Annotated in this window: 16 protein-coding genes; 10 read left to right on the plus strand and 6 right to left on the minus strand. The window is 62.6% G+C overall.

The window, feature by feature from the left end; genetic code table 11:
• Nucleotides 1–180 precede the first annotated feature (180 nt).
• From ACYG9R_RS09460 to ACYG9R_RS09480, 5 genes are read left to right on the plus strand one after another with little or no spacing between them, the layout of a single operon-like run.
• On the plus strand, nucleotides 181–1,221 hold the full coding sequence (locus ACYG9R_RS09460; protein WP_023815996.1) for an ABC transporter substrate-binding protein: 1,041 nt from the start codon (nucleotides 181–183) through the stop codon (nucleotides 1,219–1,221).
• A 27-nt stretch (nucleotides 1,222–1,248) separates the two neighbouring features.
• Nucleotides 1,249–2,286, plus strand: coding sequence for an ABC transporter ATP-binding protein (locus ACYG9R_RS09465; protein ID WP_023823947.1), 1,038 nt, complete (start codon nucleotides 1,249–1,251; stop codon nucleotides 2,284–2,286).
• The gene (locus ACYG9R_RS09470) at nucleotides 2,283–3,170 is read left to right on the plus strand and encodes an ABC transporter permease (RefSeq protein ID WP_023703702.1); all 888 of its coding nucleotides are present in this window, start codon (nucleotides 2,283–2,285) and stop codon (nucleotides 3,168–3,170) included. The genes ACYG9R_RS09465 and ACYG9R_RS09470 overlap by 4 nt, the downstream gene beginning before the upstream one ends.
• Complete coding sequence (locus tag ACYG9R_RS09475) at nucleotides 3,163–3,954, plus strand: ABC transporter permease (protein WP_023700446.1); 792 nt, start codon at nucleotides 3,163–3,165, stop codon at nucleotides 3,952–3,954. Before ACYG9R_RS09470 ends, ACYG9R_RS09475 begins: the two co-directional genes overlap by 8 nt.
• A 14-nt stretch (nucleotides 3,955–3,968) precedes the next feature.
• On the plus strand, nucleotides 3,969–4,889 hold the full coding sequence (locus tag ACYG9R_RS09480; protein WP_023700447.1) for a phosphorylase family protein: 921 nt from the start codon (nucleotides 3,969–3,971) through the stop codon (nucleotides 4,887–4,889).
• Between the two features lie 175 nt (nucleotides 4,890–5,064).
• Here the strand turns inward: ACYG9R_RS09480 and ACYG9R_RS09485 are convergent, their stop codons facing one another.
• The 6 genes from ACYG9R_RS09485 to ACYG9R_RS09510 all read right to left on the minus strand — a co-directional run bounded on the left by ACYG9R_RS09485 (nucleotide 5,065) and on the right by ACYG9R_RS09510 (nucleotide 11,463).
• On the minus strand, nucleotides 5,065–6,468 hold the full coding sequence (locus ACYG9R_RS09485) for an MATE family efflux transporter (protein WP_023823948.1): 1,404 nt from the start codon (nucleotides 6,466–6,468) through the stop codon (nucleotides 5,065–5,067).
• 187 nt (nucleotides 6,469–6,655) lie between these two features.
• Nucleotides 6,656–7,417 (minus strand): SDR family NAD(P)-dependent oxidoreductase, encoded by a 762-nt coding sequence (locus tag ACYG9R_RS09490; protein ID WP_023823949.1) that lies wholly within the window; start codon nucleotides 7,415–7,417, stop codon nucleotides 6,656–6,658.
• A 28-nt stretch (nucleotides 7,418–7,445) separates the two neighbouring features.
• Nucleotides 7,446–8,258: an ABC transporter permease gene (locus ACYG9R_RS09495; RefSeq protein ID WP_023725981.1), complete on the minus strand. Its 813-nt coding sequence runs from the start codon at nucleotides 8,256–8,258 to the stop codon at nucleotides 7,446–7,448.
• Nucleotides 8,258–9,121 (minus strand): ABC transporter permease, encoded by an 864-nt coding sequence (locus tag ACYG9R_RS09500; RefSeq protein ID WP_023729767.1) that lies wholly within the window; start codon nucleotides 9,119–9,121, stop codon nucleotides 8,258–8,260. Before ACYG9R_RS09500 ends, ACYG9R_RS09495 begins: the two co-directional genes overlap by 1 nt.
• A 61-nt stretch (nucleotides 9,122–9,182) precedes the next feature.
• A complete protein-coding gene (locus tag ACYG9R_RS09505) occupies nucleotides 9,183–10,346 on the minus strand; it encodes an ABC transporter substrate-binding protein (RefSeq protein WP_023683578.1) in 1,164 nt (387 codons plus the stop codon).
• Entirely contained in the window at nucleotides 10,327–11,463 is a 1,137-nt protein-coding gene (locus ACYG9R_RS09510) for an ABC transporter ATP-binding protein (RefSeq protein ID WP_023823950.1), read from the minus strand. Before ACYG9R_RS09510 ends, ACYG9R_RS09505 begins: the two co-directional genes overlap by 20 nt.
• A gap of 113 nt (nucleotides 11,464–11,576) precedes the next feature.
• On the opposite strand from ACYG9R_RS09510, the gene ACYG9R_RS09515 reads away from it, so the two are divergent.
• The 5 genes from ACYG9R_RS09515 (at nucleotide 11,577) to ACYG9R_RS09535 (ending at nucleotide 16,688) form a co-directional block, all read left to right on the plus strand.
• Nucleotides 11,577–12,386 carry a helix-turn-helix transcriptional regulator gene (locus ACYG9R_RS09515; protein WP_023725984.1) on the plus strand — a complete coding sequence of 270 codons (810 nt, stop codon included), beginning with the start codon at nucleotides 11,577–11,579 and terminating at the stop codon, nucleotides 12,384–12,386.
• Nucleotides 12,387–12,480: 94 nt separating this feature from the next.
• Nucleotides 12,481–13,398, plus strand: coding sequence for an AraC family transcriptional regulator (locus tag ACYG9R_RS09520; RefSeq protein ID WP_023671262.1), 918 nt, complete (start codon nucleotides 12,481–12,483; stop codon nucleotides 13,396–13,398).
• 229 nt (nucleotides 13,399–13,627) lie between these two features.
• On the plus strand, nucleotides 13,628–14,899 hold the full coding sequence (locus ACYG9R_RS09525; RefSeq protein WP_023823951.1) for an ABC transporter substrate-binding protein: 1,272 nt from the start codon (nucleotides 13,628–13,630) through the stop codon (nucleotides 14,897–14,899).
• A gap of 98 nt (nucleotides 14,900–14,997) precedes the next feature.
• On the plus strand, nucleotides 14,998–15,864 hold the full coding sequence (locus ACYG9R_RS09530) for a carbohydrate ABC transporter permease (RefSeq protein ID WP_023683583.1): 867 nt from the start codon (nucleotides 14,998–15,000) through the stop codon (nucleotides 15,862–15,864).
• Between the two features lie 11 nt (nucleotides 15,865–15,875).
• Nucleotides 15,876–16,688 carry a carbohydrate ABC transporter permease gene (locus ACYG9R_RS09535; RefSeq protein WP_023671259.1) on the plus strand — a complete coding sequence of 271 codons (813 nt, stop codon included), beginning with the start codon at nucleotides 15,876–15,878 and terminating at the stop codon, nucleotides 16,686–16,688.
• The last annotated feature ends 7 nt before the right edge of the window (nucleotides 16,689–16,695 follow it).

Consider the following 16,695-nt stretch of genomic DNA (forward strand, 5'->3'; position numbering starts at 1 on the left):
TTGCGAAAGCGCCGGCTGATTTGCTGACTTCCACTACGTGACCGAATTCCACCTCACGGTCAATCCAAGCTCTCGCTAAAGCAGCTTGACTCTCCTGCAATTGAATGCAATCGTAACGTTACGATTGGCAAAAATTGGCCATTTTTAGCGCGTCTCAACAAATTCTAGGGAGGAGAACCTATGTCTTGGTTACGCATTTCCTTGGCGGCATTCGCATTCTCGGCCGCCGTGCCGGTCTATGCCCAATCAGTCACCATCACGACCGCGGGCGGCGATTATGGCAACGCCATGAAGGAAGCCATGTGGGGCCCCGCTGCAAAAGAGCTTGGCTATGATGTCGGCGAGGAGACCCTCAGCGACGGCTTGGCCGCCCTGAAGATGCAGGTTACCTCGGGCGCGGTCACAACCGACGTCATTCACCTGGGCTCACCGGAGGGCGCGCAGGCCGCCGCACAGTCGCTGCTGGAGCCGCTCGACTACACGATCATCGACCCAAAGGCCGTGCCGGACGGCGCAAAGTCCGACTACTGCTATCCATTCGACTCCTATGGCACCGTCTTGTCGTGGAACACCAAGACCTATGGCGAAAACCCGCCGAAGACATGGGCGGAGTTCTGGGACGTTGCCAAATTCCCCGGCCGTCGTGCGCTGCGTGCCAATGCCCAGGACTCGATCGAGATCGCGCTGCTCTCCGATGGCGTAGCACCGGCGGACGTCTATCCCGTTCTCAGCACGCCAGAGGGTCTGGATCGCGCTATCAAGCGGCTCGAAGCACTCAAGCCGAATGTCGCCGTTTGGTGGACCTCGGGAGCGCAGTCGGCGCAGTTGCTGAAAGATGGTGAGGCGGATTTGGTCGTTACCTGGAACGGGCGGGCCCAAACCGTAAAAGCAGATGGCGGCGCGGCCGACTACACGTTCAAGGGTTCCGTCATTGGCACCGACTGTCTTGCGGTGCCGAAAGGGGCGCCGAACAAGGAAGCAGCTATGAAGCTCATCGCAGCGATGACACAGCCCGCGCGCGTGGCGAAGCTGACCGACTTCATAGCCTATGGCCCAGTCAATCCTGCTGGCTATGAGGGTGGCCTTATCCCCGAGGACCGTCTCAAGACGCTGGCGACCGCGCCTGAAAATGCCGGCACTTCGGTGTTTTCGAATTCAGAATGGTGGGTCAGGAATGGCGAGGCTGCCCAAAAAGCCTTCGATGAGATGATGGCCCGCTGAGTCTCAGCTCTAAGGCTTGAGCACATGATGAAGTCGCTCCCGATCACCATCGACAGCGTGCGCAAGACCTATGGATCTTACGTCGCGCTGGACGATGTCTCGCTCGACATTCGGGCTGGCGAATTCCTCACGCTGCTGGGGCCATCGGGATCGGGCAAGACCACGCTGCTCATGGCTCTGGCCGGCTTTGTCCGGCCCGATCGAGGTAAACTCTTGTTGGGCGATCGCGACATTACCCGCCTGGCCCCGAACAGGCGCAACATCGGCATAGTCTTCCAGAACTACGCCCTGTTTCCCCACATGAACGTTCTGGCAAATGTTGAGTATCCGCTGGTGCTGCGCAAGGTACCGAAAGCCGAGGCCCGCCAGCGGGCGCTCGACACTTTGGACCGCGTGAAGCTCGAAGGTTTGGCGGAGCGCAACATTGCCGCATTGTCCGGCGGCCAGCGCCAGCGGGTTGCGTTGGCGCGGGCGATCGTCTTCGAGCCGCGCGTGATGCTGATGGACGAGCCGTTGTCGGCGCTCGACAAGAATTTGCGCGAAACCATGCAGTACGAGATCCGGCGTCTGCACGATGATCTGGGGATCACCACGATTTATGTGACGCATGACCAGCGCGAAGCACTGATCATGTCAGACCGGGTCGCGGTGATGAATTCCGGCCGTATTCAGCAGATCGACACGCCACAGCGGATTTATGATCATCCATCGACCCGCTTTGTCGCGGGGTTCATGGGTGAGGCCAACATTGTGGCCCCGGGCGCGGTGCGCAGAATAGACGGCGCCGATGCATCAAGCGAAGCTCTGATGATCCGCGCCGAAAGCTTCCATCTTGATGCGAAGCTCGTCGGGCGAGACGGGGTGGCGCTCGAGGGAACGCTGCGCGCCAAGGCGTTTCGCGGCGAGAACTGGCTTTTGACGCTGGCGCTTGACGGCGGGCAAGAGATTCTTGTCTGCGTTCCGGCGGCGATGGCCAGCGGCTGCGGCGAGCTTGCGACCGGTCAGCGAGTGACCGCATATGCACCGGCAGCGAAAGTTCACGCGATACCGGGAGCAGGAGCGTGACCGTCATCGCCGATCCTGCGCTCGCGGCAGACGCACGACGCGAGCGGCGGTTCTTCCTGTCGCTTTCAGTGCCCGCGCTTTTGATCGTTGGGCTGGCGGCGATCCTGCCCATCGTCTGGATTATCCGGCAATCCTTCCTCACCACAGCGGGTGAATACACCGTCGGCAACTACGAGAAAGTGCTTTCGAGCGGACTGACATGGTCGGCACTCGTCACCACCCTTGAGCTGTCCGTGGGCACGCTGGCGATCTGCATTCTACTCGGTACCCCCTTGGCGCTCGCCCTGGCCAGCACCAGACCAAGGGTGGCCAATTTGCTGATGGCCTTCGTTATGCTGCCGTTGTGGACCTCCATTCTGGTGCGCACCTATGGCTGGCTCGTTCTGTTGCGACGCGATGGCCTGATCAACGCGGCTTTGACCGGTTCAGGCCTGACAGCTGAGCCCTTGCCGCTGGTCTACAACTTAACGGGAACGCTCATCGGCATGGTTCACTACATGCTGCCGCTCTTCCTGCTGCCCGTTTATGCGGCGATGCGCGATATCGATGCAAACCTCGTTCGCGCGTCGGCGAGCATGGGCGCCACGCTCGGACAAACGATCCGCACGGTCATTCTGCCGCTTTCGGCCGGCGGCATCTTCTCGGGTTCGATCATCGTCTTCATTTACACCATAGGGTTCTTCATCACGCCCGCGGTGCTTGGCGGCGGCAAGGTAAACCCTCTTTCCACCCGGATCGAGCGCACGCTATCGACCTTCCAGGATTGGGGCTCGGCGAGCGTCCTGGGCATCCTGCTCCTCGTACTAATGGCGTTGGTGGGGGTGATGTTCCTGGCTGCGCGGCGGCTGATTGCCGGACGCAGCATCGGCACAGCCCATGCTTGAAGCCTATCCAGATAGCAGGCTGGCCCGCATCCTCCTGTGGAGCTTTTGCGCGGTCGTTATGGCGTTCCTGATGCTGCCGACGCTCGTCGTCGTGCCGCTCTCTTTTTCGGCGTCCAATCTTTTGGAGTTCCCGCCGCGCGCATACTCGTTGCGCTGGTACGAGGCTTTCTTCGGTTCGGCGGCATGGATGGCCGCACTCAGGACGAGCCTGATCCTTGGCACATTGACGGCGATGATCGCAGTGCCCCTGGGGCTGCTGGCCTGCATTTCGATAAATCGGCTCGGCGGAAAGGCCGCCATTGCCATTCAGGGTATTCTGCTAACCCCTTCTATCGTGCCGGGAATCCTGCTCGCGATTGGTCTCTTCTTTGTTCTGGCGGCCCAACGTCTGGTCGGAACGCTGTTCGGTGTCCTGGTCGGACATGTGGTGCTGGCCATTCCGGTCGCCTGCATTGTGTTGGTGCCCGCCTTGGCCCGCTTTGACTGGAACCAGGTTCAGGCGGCGCGCAGCCTGGGCGCAAACTGGGCAAGAGCCATTGGCGGAATAATTGTCCCCCAACTTCGGATAAGTCTGTTGTCGGCCACGCTGATGGCCTTCCTGACCTCGCTCGATGAATCCGTCATTTCGATTTTCGTCGCGAGTGGTCAAAACAGCACGCTGCCGAAGCTCATGTTCCTGTCCCTGCGCGATCAGATCGACCCGACCATTGCGGCGATTTCGACCTTGTGGACCGTCATCGTCGTGGTCGTTGTCCTCGTCGTGACCCTTCGCCAAAAATCCTGACCGAGATTGGAAACATGCCCAACAATCATCATGCAGCCGACGATCTGGCGGATCATTCAACGGACATACCCCAGGTGGGGTTGGCGATCATCACCGGCTCGGCGAATTGGGGTCTCGCCTTTCCGGAAGATGTCGAAGTCGATGGCGTCCGCACCTTGCAACGAGACATGAGTTTCGAAACCCCTTTCGGTCCCAGCGACAATTGGAAACTGCTCGAATTCGATGCATCTATTACCGTCGAGGGCAAAACGAAACGTGCCCTGTGCATGTATTCGCACGGCAATCCCCGAGACCATATCGACCATTCCTGTCATCGCCGCGCGTTCTGGGTCTTGATGAAAGCGGGTGTAAGGCAAGTGCTGGCCTGCTCGACCGTTGGCGCCGTCAACAAGGCGATCCAGCCCGGCGACATAGTCGTAAACGCCGATATCATCGAACTGTCGCAGACCCCGTTTTCACTTCTGCCTGGCCGCCAGAGCTTCGACTGCTCGGGCAAGCAGATCGTATGTCCAAGATGTGCGGCGTTGTTGGCCGAGACCGCCCGGCGCCATTGGCCAGCCGAATGCCGCGTCCATGGCATCGAGCAGCAGTTGGTGGCTGCCCACTGCTACGGGCCGCGACTGACAACTCCCGCCGAAGCTCTGGCGTATCGAAACATGGGAGCGGACGTGCTCAACCATTCGATCGCCCCTGAGGCCACCTTATCGCGCGAGATCGGCGCCTGTTTCGTGCCCCTGGCGTTCGTCACGGCCGGCTTCAACGACTATATGGACCGCGAGCGCCAGAAATTGCTGCAGGAGCACGTGCTGCCGAGCCTCTCTATGACAGCCTCGCGGGTTGCGCTGGAGACCGCGGCGCGACTTCCGGCCAATCCGGAATGCTCTTGCCACGGCTTGAAGTCGCCCCAACCGGCAGAGCGTTCTACCCGGTTCTGAAAAGCAGCGAGAGTTCTGGGATCGTTCACTCGCAACGATGCTCGCGTCGAACTGAGAGTCCGCTTTTGAAGATCCCACGCCCGAAGCGTTCGGCCGCTTCCGGTCCAAAAGGCGACACCAGACATCTGCTCTGCAGTGACTGCTTCGGGCAGCTGGCGGACCGCTTGGTGCGCCATTAATGGCTGAAGACAAGCGGTGGCGCTATCCGATCCCGCCGCAGCCAGCGCGCCAGGAGCAGCACCGCCACCACGGCCAGACCTGACGCCAGGCCGATCCAGATGCCCACGCCGTGCAGGCCGAAATGGAAGGCGAGCAGCACGCCGAGCGGCAGGCCGATGCCCCAATAGCCGATGGCGGCATAGATCATCGGCACCTTGGTGTCGTGCAGGCCGCGCAGCATGCCGGCGGCAACGGCCTGCGCGCCGTCAAAGATCTGGAACAGCGCGGCAAAGGCCAGGAACGACACGGCCAGCGCGATCATCCTGGCATTGGCCGGAGCGGCCATGTCGATGAAGGCGCTGATCAACAGATGCGGCCACAGCACCATCACCAGCGCCATCAGCGCCATGGACGAGACGCCGATGACGAAGGCGGTCCAGCCGGCGCGCGAAACGCCTGCCGGATTGCCTGCGCCATGGGCCAGCCCGACGCGCACGGTGACGGCCTGGTTGAGGCCGAGCGGCACCATGAAGGAGATCGAGGCGATCTGGATGGCGATGGCGTGCGCGGCCAGCGAATCCGCATCGATCAGGCCCATCAGCAGGGCTGCCGCGTTGAAGATCGTCACCTCGAAGGCGAGGATGCCGGCGATCGGCATGCCGAGCCGCAGCAGACCCTTGAAACGCGGCCAGTCGGAGCGCCAAAAGCGGCCGAACAGGCGGTAGCGGCGGAACTTCTTCTCCAGCATCACCACGGCTGCCAGGCCGCAGAACATCAGCGTGCTCGACAGCGTCGTCGCCAGCCCCGAACCGGCAATGCCCATCGAGGTGACGCCGAGATTGCCGAACATGAACACCCAGTTGAAGAAGGCGTTGCAGGCGACGGCGACGAAGACGATGATCAGCGCCCAGCCCGGCCGCTCCAGCGCCGAGATGAAGGAACGCAGCACGATATAGCCGTAGAAAGGCAGCACCGCCCATTCCAGCCAGCGCAGATAGATGCCGGCCTGGTGGGCGAGCGCCGGCTCCTGGCCCATGGCCAGCAGAATGGCCTCGCCATGCCACAGCACGATCCAGATCGGGATCGAGATCAGGATCGCCAGCCACAGGCCCTGGCGCACGGTACGGCGCAAATCGCGCACCGAATAGCGGCGGCGGCCAAGCTCGGTGGCGATCATCGGCGAGGTCGCCAGCATCAGGCCGAGGCCGAAGATCAGCGGCATGAAATAGAGGTTGGCGCCGAGCGCGCCGCTGGCCAGCGTGTCCGCGCCCAGACGCCCCATCATCATGACGTCGGTGGCGGTCATCGCGGTCTGGCCGAGATTGGTGAGCACCATCGGCCAGGCCAGCGCCAGCGTCGCCCTGATTTCCTGACGCCAAAGATTTTCCGGCGCACGAGCGCCGGCTTCGATCGCAGACATTGTCCTGCTCTTTCCGATTGCGGCGCGTCGGCAACGAGGCCGGAAGCCGCACTTCCAAACGGCAAAACCTTCGGTTTCGCAGCGTTTGCGTCGTTCTATTGGACGAAATGCGGCATGAAGGCAAGGGAGGACGGGCAGCCGGCGATTGAGCCAGAGGCGGGAACCCTCCTATCCGGCTGCCTTTGGATCAACCGATGCTTTCGCCGCCGTCGATCACCAGCGCCTGGCCGGTCATGAAGGATGAGCGGTCCGAGACGAGGAACAGGATCGCTTCGGCGATCTCTTCGGCGCTCGCCCAGCGCCCCATCGGGATCTTGGTGCGGACATAGGTCTCGATCGCCTCGCGGCCGCCCATCTGGGCGATGAACGGTTCGTTGAAGGGGGTGTCGACCCAGCCGGGGCAGAGCGCGTTGACGCGCACATTGTGCCGGGCATAGTCGAGCGACATCTGCCTGGTCATCGCCACCACGGCATGTTTGGACGTGGCATAGGCGATCATCTCGCGGTCGTAGAAGACGCCCGAATTCGAAGCCGTGTTGAGGATGACGCCGCCGCCTTGCGCGACCATTGCCGGCATGACCAGCCGCGCGGCCAGAAACTGCGCCCGTACATTGATGCGCCATGACGCATCCATACCATCGACCTCGACCTCGGTCAGCGTGCCGCCGACCTGGATGCCGGCGTGATTGTGCAGAATGTCGATGCGGCCATACTTGCCGAGAGTGCCTGTGATGAGCTTCTCGACCGCGGCGTCGTCAGAGACGTCGGTGACAATCGCCTCGGCCTGCCCGCCCACTGCCCGGATGTCCGCCGCTGTCGTCTCGCCGCTGGTCTTATCCCGGTCGGCGATGACCACCACAGCGCCTTCGCTGGCCATGATCATGGCGCCGGCGCGGCCGATGCCGGAACCGGCGCCCGTCACCACGGCGATGCGGTCTCTAAGGATCATGAATTTGTCTTTCAGCTGGATGGCTTGTTCAGTTTGACGGCTGGCGCTGGCGCAGCTGCCATTGGGCAAGCACCACCAGAAGAACCGAGGCGACGAGCACGATGGTGGCGATGGCGTTGATTTCCGGCGTCACGCCGCGCCGGATCGAGGCGAAGACATAGATCGGCAGCGTCGTCTGCGCGCCGGCGACGAAGAAGGCGACGATGAAATCGTCGAAGGAGAAGGTGAAGGCGAGCAGGAAACCGGCGACCACAGCCGGCATGATCTGCGGCAGCACGATCGAGCGAAACGTCGTCAGCGGCGTGGCGTAGAGATCGCTCGAGGCCTCGACCAGGTTGCGGTCGAGGCTGGCGAGACGCGTGCCGACGATTATCGTCACCAACGCCATCGAAAACAGGCCGTGGGCGGCGATGATCGATCCATAGCCGAGCGACAGGCGCGGCGGCTGGTCGTTTGGCCAGATCGAGGCGAGGAACGGGTTGAGCACGCCAAACAGCTGGACCAGCGCGACAAGCGTCGAGATGCCGATGACGACGCCGGGAACGACGATCGCGGCACCCATCAGCGCGTCGAAGACGGCGCGGGTTCTGAGCCCGACCCGCGCCAGGCCGAGTGCCGCCGCCGTGCCGCACACCGCCGCCAGAAGGGCGCTGGTGGTGGCGATGAACAGGCTGTTCTTCAACGCCTCGACCAGGAACGGGTTCGACAGCGCCGTGCCGTACCACTGCACCGAAAAGCCGGTGAACTCGCTGGCATGGCGGCCGGCGTTGAAGGAAAACAGCACGACCAGCGCGATCGGCAGATAGAGGAAGGCGAAGACGGCTGTGACGAAGGCGCGCATCAGATCAGATCCACCCTGCGGGCGCCCGACACCCGTGTCGAAATGCGGTTTGCCGCGATCAGCACCACCACCGAAACCGCCACCAGCGTGATGGCGATGGCCGATCCGAACGGCCAGTTGCGCGACTGCAGGAACAGGTCGACCAGCGCATTGCCGATGAAGAACACCTTGCCGCCGCCAAGCAGCGTCGGGATCAGGTATTCTCCGAGCAGCAGGATCATGACCAGCGAGAAGCCGGTCATCACGCCCGGCAGCGACAGCTTCAGCGTCACTCCCAGAAAGGTTGAGAGCGGGGTCGCGCCGAGATCGGCGGAGGCTTCCAGCAGCCTTCGGTCGAGCCGCTCGAGACTGACATAGATCGGCAGGATCATGAGGGGCAAATAGCCATAGACGATACCGAGCAGCACGGCGCCCGGCGTGTTGATCAACCTGACATCCTCGATGCCGACAAAGGCCAGCAGTGCGGGAATGCCGCGTCCGCCCAGAATGTACATCCAGGCATAGGTGCGCATCAAAAGGCTGGTCCAAAAGGGAATGACGACGAGCGCAAGCAGGATCAGTCGCCAGCGTTGCGGCGCCTTCAGGGCGAGGTAGTAGGCAACCGGGTAGGCGACGAGCAGACAGGCAAGCGCGCCCACCGGCGCCAGCATCATCGTGTTCCAGAAAGCAGTCGCCCGCGCCGGAAGATTGGCATACTGCGCCAGCGTGAAGGCGGCCTGATAGCCGCCCTCCGGCGCCCGCTCGCCGACGCTGAACACGGCAATGGCGATGAACGGCAGCACAAGGAACACCACCAGCCACGCCGTGGCCGGTGCGAGCAGCAGCGCCGTCAGAAAATTGTGCCGAAATCTGTTGCCGTGCATTGAACCGCCCCGAGGCCGGCGGACCTAGGCCCGCCGGTTTTCCGTTTGCGTCAGGTCGGCATCAGGCCGACTTGAAGCGCGCCATCAGCTCGGCGCGGCCGGGATCGGTCAGCGTCGCCGCTGCACCGAATTCCAGCGGTGTCAACAGGTCGGCCGCCGGGTAAAGGATCGGATTGTCGAGCACTTCCTTGGGCAGCAGTTTGTTGACCCGCGCGTCGGTCGAGGGCGCGCCATTGGCGAGATGCTCCTTCACAGCAACCTCCGGGGTCATCAGATAATTGAGCAAGGCATAGCCGGCCGGCTTGTTCGGCGCGTCCTTCGGGATGGCGTAGAAATCGGTCCAGATTTCGCCGCCCTCCTTGCCCAGCACATAGGCGATCTCTGGAATATCGCGATGCAGCTGTGCGCCATCATTCGTCCAGCACATGGTCATCCAGGCGTCGCCCGCCCGCATGCCCGGCTGGTAGTCCGAAGAGACCGCGAACAGATGCGGCTTGACCTTGAGCAGCAGTTCCTCGGCCTTGGCGAGTTCGTCCTGCTTCAGCGAGTTGAAGGAATAGCCGTAATATTTCAGCGCGTTGCCGATGGTGGTCAGCTGGTAGTCATGCACCATGGTGCGGCCATCGCCCTCAGCCATGGCGACGTCCCAGAATTCCTTCCAGCTCGTCATCGGCTTGGCCAGCTTCTTGGTGTTGACGGCAAAGCCCGTGGTGCCCCAGTTCTTCGGCACCGCGTAGGTCGTGCCGTCGATCGTGCCTTCCGAGGTGAAGCGCGGGTCCTCCTGGGAGCCGTCGAAATTCGGCAGCTTGGCCATATCGAGCGGATCGATGATGCCGAGCTTCTTGTAGGTCGAGATCGTGTAGTTGGTCGGCACGAACAGGCTCCAGCCCGAGGCGCCGGCCTGCAGCTTGGCCAGCATCTCCTCATTGGAGCCGAACACGTTGACCTCGACGGCGACGCCGGTGTCCTTCTTGAAATTCTCGAAGGTCTGCGGGTCGTGATAGTTCGGCCAGGTGGCGATCGACATGCGGTCGCCGAGGTTTTCGGCGGCGAAGGCCGGCGTCGGCATGATGCCGAGCTCGCGCGCCATCACCGCGGTTGCGATGCCAAGGCCGGTGAGGCCGAGGAAGTCGCGGCGGCCGATCGAGCCGCGCTTCAGGCGCATCAGCTGGTCGACGAAGTTCTCAGGGCTAATCGGCAGTCCGTCACGATATGATTTCGACATTTTTTGCTACCCTCTGGTTGGTCCCGTTGTTCTTGGTCTCCGGAAACGCCAGCGGCGTCCCGGAGGCAAAGCCGATGGCGACGGGTTCACCCGGCTTGAAGAGGTTGCCATGGCCGATCACATGGTCGGCCTTGGCCAGCAGCGTTCCGATGCCCTGCACCTCGATGGCGTATTCCGCCGTTGAGCCCAAGAAGATCCGGTTGCGTACGATGCCCTTGAAAGGGCTGCCTTTGGTGGCGCCGAGGCTTAGCGATTCAGGACGCAGGCTGACAGAAACGGTCTCGCCCTGCTGCAAGGCGGTTCGTTTGCGCGCGGCAATGACGGTTCCGTCCGCCAGCGCCACATTGACAAGATCGCCTGTATGCCCGGCAACCTTGCCGCTCAACAGATTGGTCTTGCCGACGAAGTCGGCGACGAACAGGTCGGCCGGCTCGTCATAGATCTCGCTTGGTTGCCCGAGCTGTACGATGCGGCCGCCGTTCATGACGCAGACGAAGTCGCTCATCGACAGCGCCTCCTCCTGGTCGTGGGTGACCAGCACGAAGGTGATGCCGATCTCGCGCTGCAGGTTCTGCAACTCGATCTGCATGTCGGTGCGCAGTTTCTTGTCGAGGGCCGCCAGCGGCTCGTCGAGCAACAGCACGGCCGGCTTGTTGACCAGTGCGCGCGCCAGCGCGACGCGCTGCTGCTGGCCGCCGGACAGTTCGTGGATCTTGCGGCCGCCATAGCCGGCGAGCCGCACCATTTCGAGCGCCTCGCCGGCGCGACGGCCGATTTCCTGCGACGACAGGCGTGGCCGTGCCTGGCGCAGCCCGTAGGATACATTGGCTTCGACATCGAGGTGCGGAAACAGCGCATATTGCTGGAACACCATGTTGACCGGGCGGCGATAGGGCGGTGTGCCGGCCATGTCTTGGCCGCGGATGAACACCTGGCCTTCGCTCGGCTGCTCGAAGCCGCCGATCATGCGCAGGCATGTGGTCTTGCCGCAGCCGGACGGTCCGAGAAGGGCGACAAAGGCGGAGGGCGGCACAGCCAGATCGATGCCGCTGACAGCGGTCACGGCGCCATAGCGCTTGGTGACGCCGCGAAACTCGATGTCGGGCACTGCGGTCAAAGTGCTGGCTCCAGCAACAGGGCTATTTCAGGACGCTACCAGAGCCGATGGCGGCTAGTATATACCTCGCAGGTGGTATATCTGATCTATTTTCTCGTTTGAGGGGGTATAGGTTGAGTGCGTCCCGCAGCGACGAATACAGCCGGCTCGCAGCCCTTGTCGCGGCAACGCGAGAGACCAGCGGCGAAATGTTCGGCCAGGCAATGGTCGATTGGCTGAGCCAGCATGTCAGCTTCGACCACTGCGTTATCTTCGGCTATCGCGGCGCATCGCGACCGCCGCTGCTGTTCGAAACCTTCTCGCCGGCCGAGAGCCATGTCTTCGTCACGCTCTATCAGGAAGGACCTTATCTGCTCGACCCATTTCATCACGCGGCGGTGGAGCGCAAGGAGGGGTTCTGGCGCATGCGCGAGCTGGCGCCCGACCGCTTCTATGCCAGCGAGTATTTTCGCACCTACTATAGCCAGACAAGGCTGGCCGAGGAGGTCGGCTTCTTCGTGCCGCTGCCCGGCAAGGATGCGCTGGTGCTGTCGCTGATGCGATTGCACGCCTCGGGTCCCTTCGGCACCGCCGATGCCAGGCTGCTGCGCGACATGGCGCCGGCGGTCATCAACTTCGCCCGGTTGCGCTGGCCCGCACTTTCGGCCGAGGAGCAGGACGAAGCGGAGCAGGGCGAGACGATCGCCGCCGTCAACGAGTTCGACCGCGCCCACATTTGGGAAAGCCTGTCGCTGACCCCGCGCGAAAAGCATGTCGTCGATCTGGTGCTGCAGGGGCATTCCACCGAGTCGATCGCGAGAGCCATGCGCATCGTACCGGGAACGGTGAAGGTTCACCGCCGCAACATCCATCGCAAACTCGGCGTCAAATCCCAGGCCGGGCTGTTCGCCCGCTTCATTGAGATCATCGAGAGCCGGCGTTGAAATCGCTGAGGCAGACATCGTTCACTTGCGGGCGACAGACTGCTACGGATTACCCGAAACCAGTCGCTTCCTCATACGCCCCGGAGAGCAGACGATGGCATTCAGGCGCAGAAAGAACACGGCCGCGATCCCTCGCACGGTGCCGGCTTTCGAGCACATCGTCACCGAGGCGAGCGACAGTTTCCTGTGGCGGCTCGACGACTATCCCTGGGAGCGCAATGTCTGGAATTTTCATCCGGAATACGAGATCCATCTCCTGCGGAAGTCTTCCGGGGTCGCGCTGGTCGGCGATCACATCGGCGAATTCGGGCCGGGCTACCTGAGCATCGTCGGCGGCGGGCTGCCGCATGACTGGGTGACATCGGTGCAACCCGGCGAGCTGATCGAAGGACGCGACATCGTGCTGCAATTCGATCCGCAGCGGCTGCGCGGCTCGGCGGGACTGCTGCCGGAGCTGCGCGAACTGGAACCGTTCCTGGAGCGATCGCTGCGCGGCATCGTCTTCCATGGCCGCGCCGCGCTCGACGGCGCTGCGCTGATGGAACGGATGGGCACCGTGCACGGGCTCGCCCGGTTTTGCCTCTTCCTCGAACTGGTCGATCTGCTGGCCAGGACAGACGAATACGAGCTTTTGTCCTCGCCGGATTTCTCACCCGCGCTCGACGCAACCTCGCTGGACATCATCCAGCGCACGCTGACCTATCTCTTCCAGCATTTCGCCGAGGATCTGAAGCTGCCGGAGGCGGCGGAGCTGGCCGGGATGAGCGAAAGCACGTTTTCGCGCTTCTTCCAGAAGAACACCGGCAACAGTTTCAGCGACCACATCGCCAAGCTCCGGCTCTGGCAAGCCTGCAAGCTGCTGGCGGACACCGATATTCCGATCACCGACATCTGCTTCCAGGTCGGCTACATGAACATCTCCAACTTCAACCGCGCCTTCCTGCGCAAGCACCGGATGACGCCGTCATCCTACCGCAAGCTGTCGAAGCAGCGGATGACGATGCGCGCCTGAAAACCGGCCTTCCTCACTCCATCGGTACTCATGTGACAGAGGCCGTGCAGGCGGGCCGGATTTTGCAGCGCACAATGCATAAAAGTACAGGTCTGCTGCAACGGGGCTTCTAGCGCGGCCTTTAGCAACTCCTCATTTTGGCGATGGGTGGCTTGTCGCTCGGGCGATGGCGAGGATCGCGCAACCGAAGACTTCCGCTTCCTGCGACTGTTCCTGGAGGAGAAAATCAATGAAACCAATTCGGCTCGCTGCGAGCATAAGCGCAGCTTTCATGCTTACCACGACCCTCTCGACCATGGCGCTGGCGGCGCCGGTCTGCTCGGCGCCGGTCAAGGTGCTGGCGCAACCGCGTGACGGGCTGACGCTGCTGGAGGCGTCCAAGGACGAGTTCCAGAAACTGGCCGGCGCCAGCTTCCAGATCGACTATCTCAACGAGAACGACCGCCGGGCGAAATCGCGCGCCGATGCGTCCACGGTGGGCAACTACAACGTCTACTATGTCGACGAAGCCAATGTCGCGCTGTTCGCCTCGTCGAAATGGATCGTGCCGCTCACCGACTATTACCCGGCTGACTACGACTACGCCGATTTCGACCCGGGCCGGCAGAAGGTCGCCACCTATGACGGCAAGGTGTGGTTCGCGCCGCTGACCGGCGGCGGCGACCTGATGGTCTACCGCAAGGACATTCTGGAAGCCGCCGGCATCCAGCCGCCGAAGACGCTGGACGAGTTGATCGCCGACGTGCCGAAGCTGACTGATCCCGACAAGGGCATGTACGGCATCGCGCTGCGCGGCGCGCGTGGCTCGGGCGCCAATGTCTGGCGCTGGATGCCGTTCTTCAAGGCCTATGGCGGAAAATGGTTCGACGGTGACAAGCCGGCTTTCAACTCCGAGGCCGCGGTCAAAGCGACCGAGACCTATCTTAAACTGTTCAAGGATTCAGCGCCCGGCACGCAGACCGGCAGCTGGGATGAATCGACCGGCGCCTTCCTGTCGGGCCAGGTTGCCATCTTGGTCGAATCGACGCCGCTGTCGGGCATGGCGGTCGACCCGACGACCTCGCAAGTGGTCGGCAAGATCGGCTTCCTGCCGCCGCCCTCGCCACTGACCGGCGGCGGCTACGGCCACGGCCTCGCCATCGCCGCCAAGGCCAATGCCGATGACGCCGCGAAGCAATGCGCCGGCCTGTTCATCGCCTGGGCGACGTCGAAGGAGAACGAGAAGCGCCGGCTCGACGCGCACCAGTTCGGCGAGCTCAACCGCACCAGCGTGCTGTCCAGCAAGGAGTTCGCCGACATCTATGGCGCCGATCTCGGCCAGGCGCTTGCCGATACCGGCAAGGTGACGGCGGTGAACTTCTGGCAGGATCCGCGCTGGCCGGATCTCGGCGACCGCTGGGGCATCATCCTGGAAGAGCTGGTCACCGGCACGCGCACCGACGTCAAGGGCGGCCTCGACGAACTCGAGGCCTACGCCAACGAGCTGGTGAAGAAGAAGTAATCCTCCCGCCCGCGGCGCGCGGTCCACGGCATTCGACCGGATGCCGGGACCTGTGCGCCGCGGGTTCTCCCCAAAAAGGCACAGCCCGAGGATAGGCAATGCGCCGACGCTCTTCCCTGCCCGTGACGTTTCTGGTTCCGACGCTCGCCATTCTTCTGGTGCTGTCGATGGTGCCGACGCTGTACGCCATCGTCATTGCGCTGCAGAACCGCGAGCTGAGCTCGTCGGACTATTCCTGGGTCTGGCTGTCGAACTTCATCGACCTGTTCGCCGACCGGCGTTTCCTCAACGCGGTCTGGGTTTCGGTGAAGTGGGAAATCGTCACCGTGGTGGCGACGATGATGGTGGCGATCGGGCTCGGCGTGCTGATGTTCGAAGTAGCGTCGCCGCGGCTGCGCAACATCTACTGCCTGCTGTTCATCATCCCGGTGCTGTTGCCGCGTGTCTCGGCGGCCTTCGTGTGGAAGTTTGCCTATCATCCGCTCTACGGCATCGCCACCTATCCCTACAGACTGATCACCGGCGGGCTGATCTTCGACCCGCTGTCGAAGCCGTCGACGGCCCTGTTTGCCGTCGCCTCGGTCGATGTCTGGCAGTGGGGACTGTTCTTCGCGGTCATCGTGCTGAAGCTTCTGGAGACCTTGCCGCCGCAGCCGATCGAAGCGGCGCGGCTCGACCACGCCAAACGCTGGCAGATCCATGCCTATGTGACCTTGCCTATGCTGAAGGCGCCGCTGATCAGCCTGATGTTCGTCAAGATGATCGAATCGCTGCGCTCCTTCGACCTGATTTATGTGATGACGCGCGGCGGGCCGGGCGTGGCGACCGAGACGCTCGACATGTACGCCTTCTCGCAAGGCTTCATCGAATCCGGCAAGGTGTCCTATGCCTCGGCCATGGCGGTGCTGATGATGATCGCGACTGTCATCACCTTCACCATGCTGTGGAAGCGGGTGCAGGCATGAGGCCGTATCGCATGAGACCGGGCCGCCTCATCGGCAAGATCATCCTAGCCTTCGCCGGCTTCATGGCGGTGTTTCCGCTCGCCTGGACGGCGGTCAATTCGCTGAAGAACAATGTCGACATCATCACCCGCGTGCCGCGCCTGGTGTTTACCCCGACCTTCGACAATATCAGCTACATCATCGGCCGCGACAGCGTCATGACCGGTCTCTATAACTCGGTCATTTCCTGCGGCGTCGCCGTGCTGATCGGCGTCATGCTCGGCCTTCCGGCAGCCTATGCGGTGGCGCGCTATCCCAATCGCTTCGCTGGCGACATCCAGTTCTTCGTGTTGTCGCTGCGCTTCCTGCCCCCGGTGGCGGTCGCCATTCCGCTGATGGTGATCTGGCTGCAGATCGGGCTCTACGACACCTTGCCGGCGCTGATCGTCACCTATTCGCTGCTCACCATCTCGGTGATCATGTGGCTCGCCATTCCCGCCTTCCAGGCCGTGCCGAAGGAAATCGAGGAAGCCGCTTTCGTCGACGGCTACGGCGCTTACTCGGTGTTCTGGCGCATTGCGCTGCCGGTAGCGGCGCGCTCGCTGATCGGCGCCGTCGCCTTCAGCTTCGTGCTGGTGTGGAACGAATTCCTGATCGCGCTGATGCTGTCCAGTTCCAACGCCAAGACATTGCCGATCGTCGCTTCCGAACTTTCACAGCAAGGCATGAACGTGCCGTGGGGAATCCTCAACGCCTCGGTCGTGCTGTTGTCGCTACCGCCGCTGCTGTTCCTCGGCGTGCTCAGCGGCTTCCTGAATTCCGTTTTCCGGCAAAAAAAGACTTGATGCGAGG

Source organism: Mesorhizobium sp. RSR565B (genome assembly GCF_054719465.1).

What these genes read in the sequence shown, in the direction of transcription:
- ACYG9R_RS09490 (WP_023823949.1), bottom strand. Translation starts at nt 7,417, where the DNA reads ATGATCCTTAGAGACCGCATCGCCGTGGTGACGGGCGCCGGTTCCGGC.
- ACYG9R_RS09465 (WP_023823947.1), top strand. Translation starts at nt 1,249, where the DNA reads ATGAAGTCGCTCCCGATCACCATCGACAGCGTGCGCAAGACCTATGGA.
- ACYG9R_RS09500 (WP_023729767.1), bottom strand. Translation starts at nt 9,121, where the DNA reads ATGCACGGCAACAGATTTCGGCACAATTTTCTGACGGCGCTGCTGCTC.
- ACYG9R_RS09520 (WP_023671262.1), top strand. Translation starts at nt 12,481, where the DNA reads ATGGCATTCAGGCGCAGAAAGAACACGGCCGCGATCCCTCGCACGGTG.
- ACYG9R_RS09535 (WP_023671259.1), top strand. Translation starts at nt 15,876, where the DNA reads ATGAGACCGGGCCGCCTCATCGGCAAGATCATCCTAGCCTTCGCCGGC.
- ACYG9R_RS09530 (WP_023683583.1), top strand. Translation starts at nt 14,998, where the DNA reads ATGCGCCGACGCTCTTCCCTGCCCGTGACGTTTCTGGTTCCGACGCTC.
- ACYG9R_RS09505 (WP_023683578.1), bottom strand. Translation starts at nt 10,346, where the DNA reads ATGTCGAAATCATATCGTGACGGACTGCCGATTAGCCCTGAGAACTTC.
- ACYG9R_RS09460 (WP_023815996.1), top strand. Translation starts at nt 181, where the DNA reads ATGTCTTGGTTACGCATTTCCTTGGCGGCATTCGCATTCTCGGCCGCC.
- ACYG9R_RS09485 (WP_023823948.1), bottom strand. Translation starts at nt 6,468, where the DNA reads ATGTCTGCGATCGAAGCCGGCGCTCGTGCGCCGGAAAATCTTTGGCGT.
- ACYG9R_RS09475 (WP_023700446.1), top strand. Translation starts at nt 3,163, where the DNA reads ATGCTTGAAGCCTATCCAGATAGCAGGCTGGCCCGCATCCTCCTGTGG.
- ACYG9R_RS09495 (WP_023725981.1), bottom strand. Translation starts at nt 8,258, where the DNA reads ATGCGCGCCTTCGTCACAGCCGTCTTCGCCTTCCTCTATCTGCCGATC.
- ACYG9R_RS09480 (WP_023700447.1), top strand. Translation starts at nt 3,969, where the DNA reads ATGCCCAACAATCATCATGCAGCCGACGATCTGGCGGATCATTCAACG.
- ACYG9R_RS09525 (WP_023823951.1), top strand. Translation starts at nt 13,628, where the DNA reads ATGAAACCAATTCGGCTCGCTGCGAGCATAAGCGCAGCTTTCATGCTT.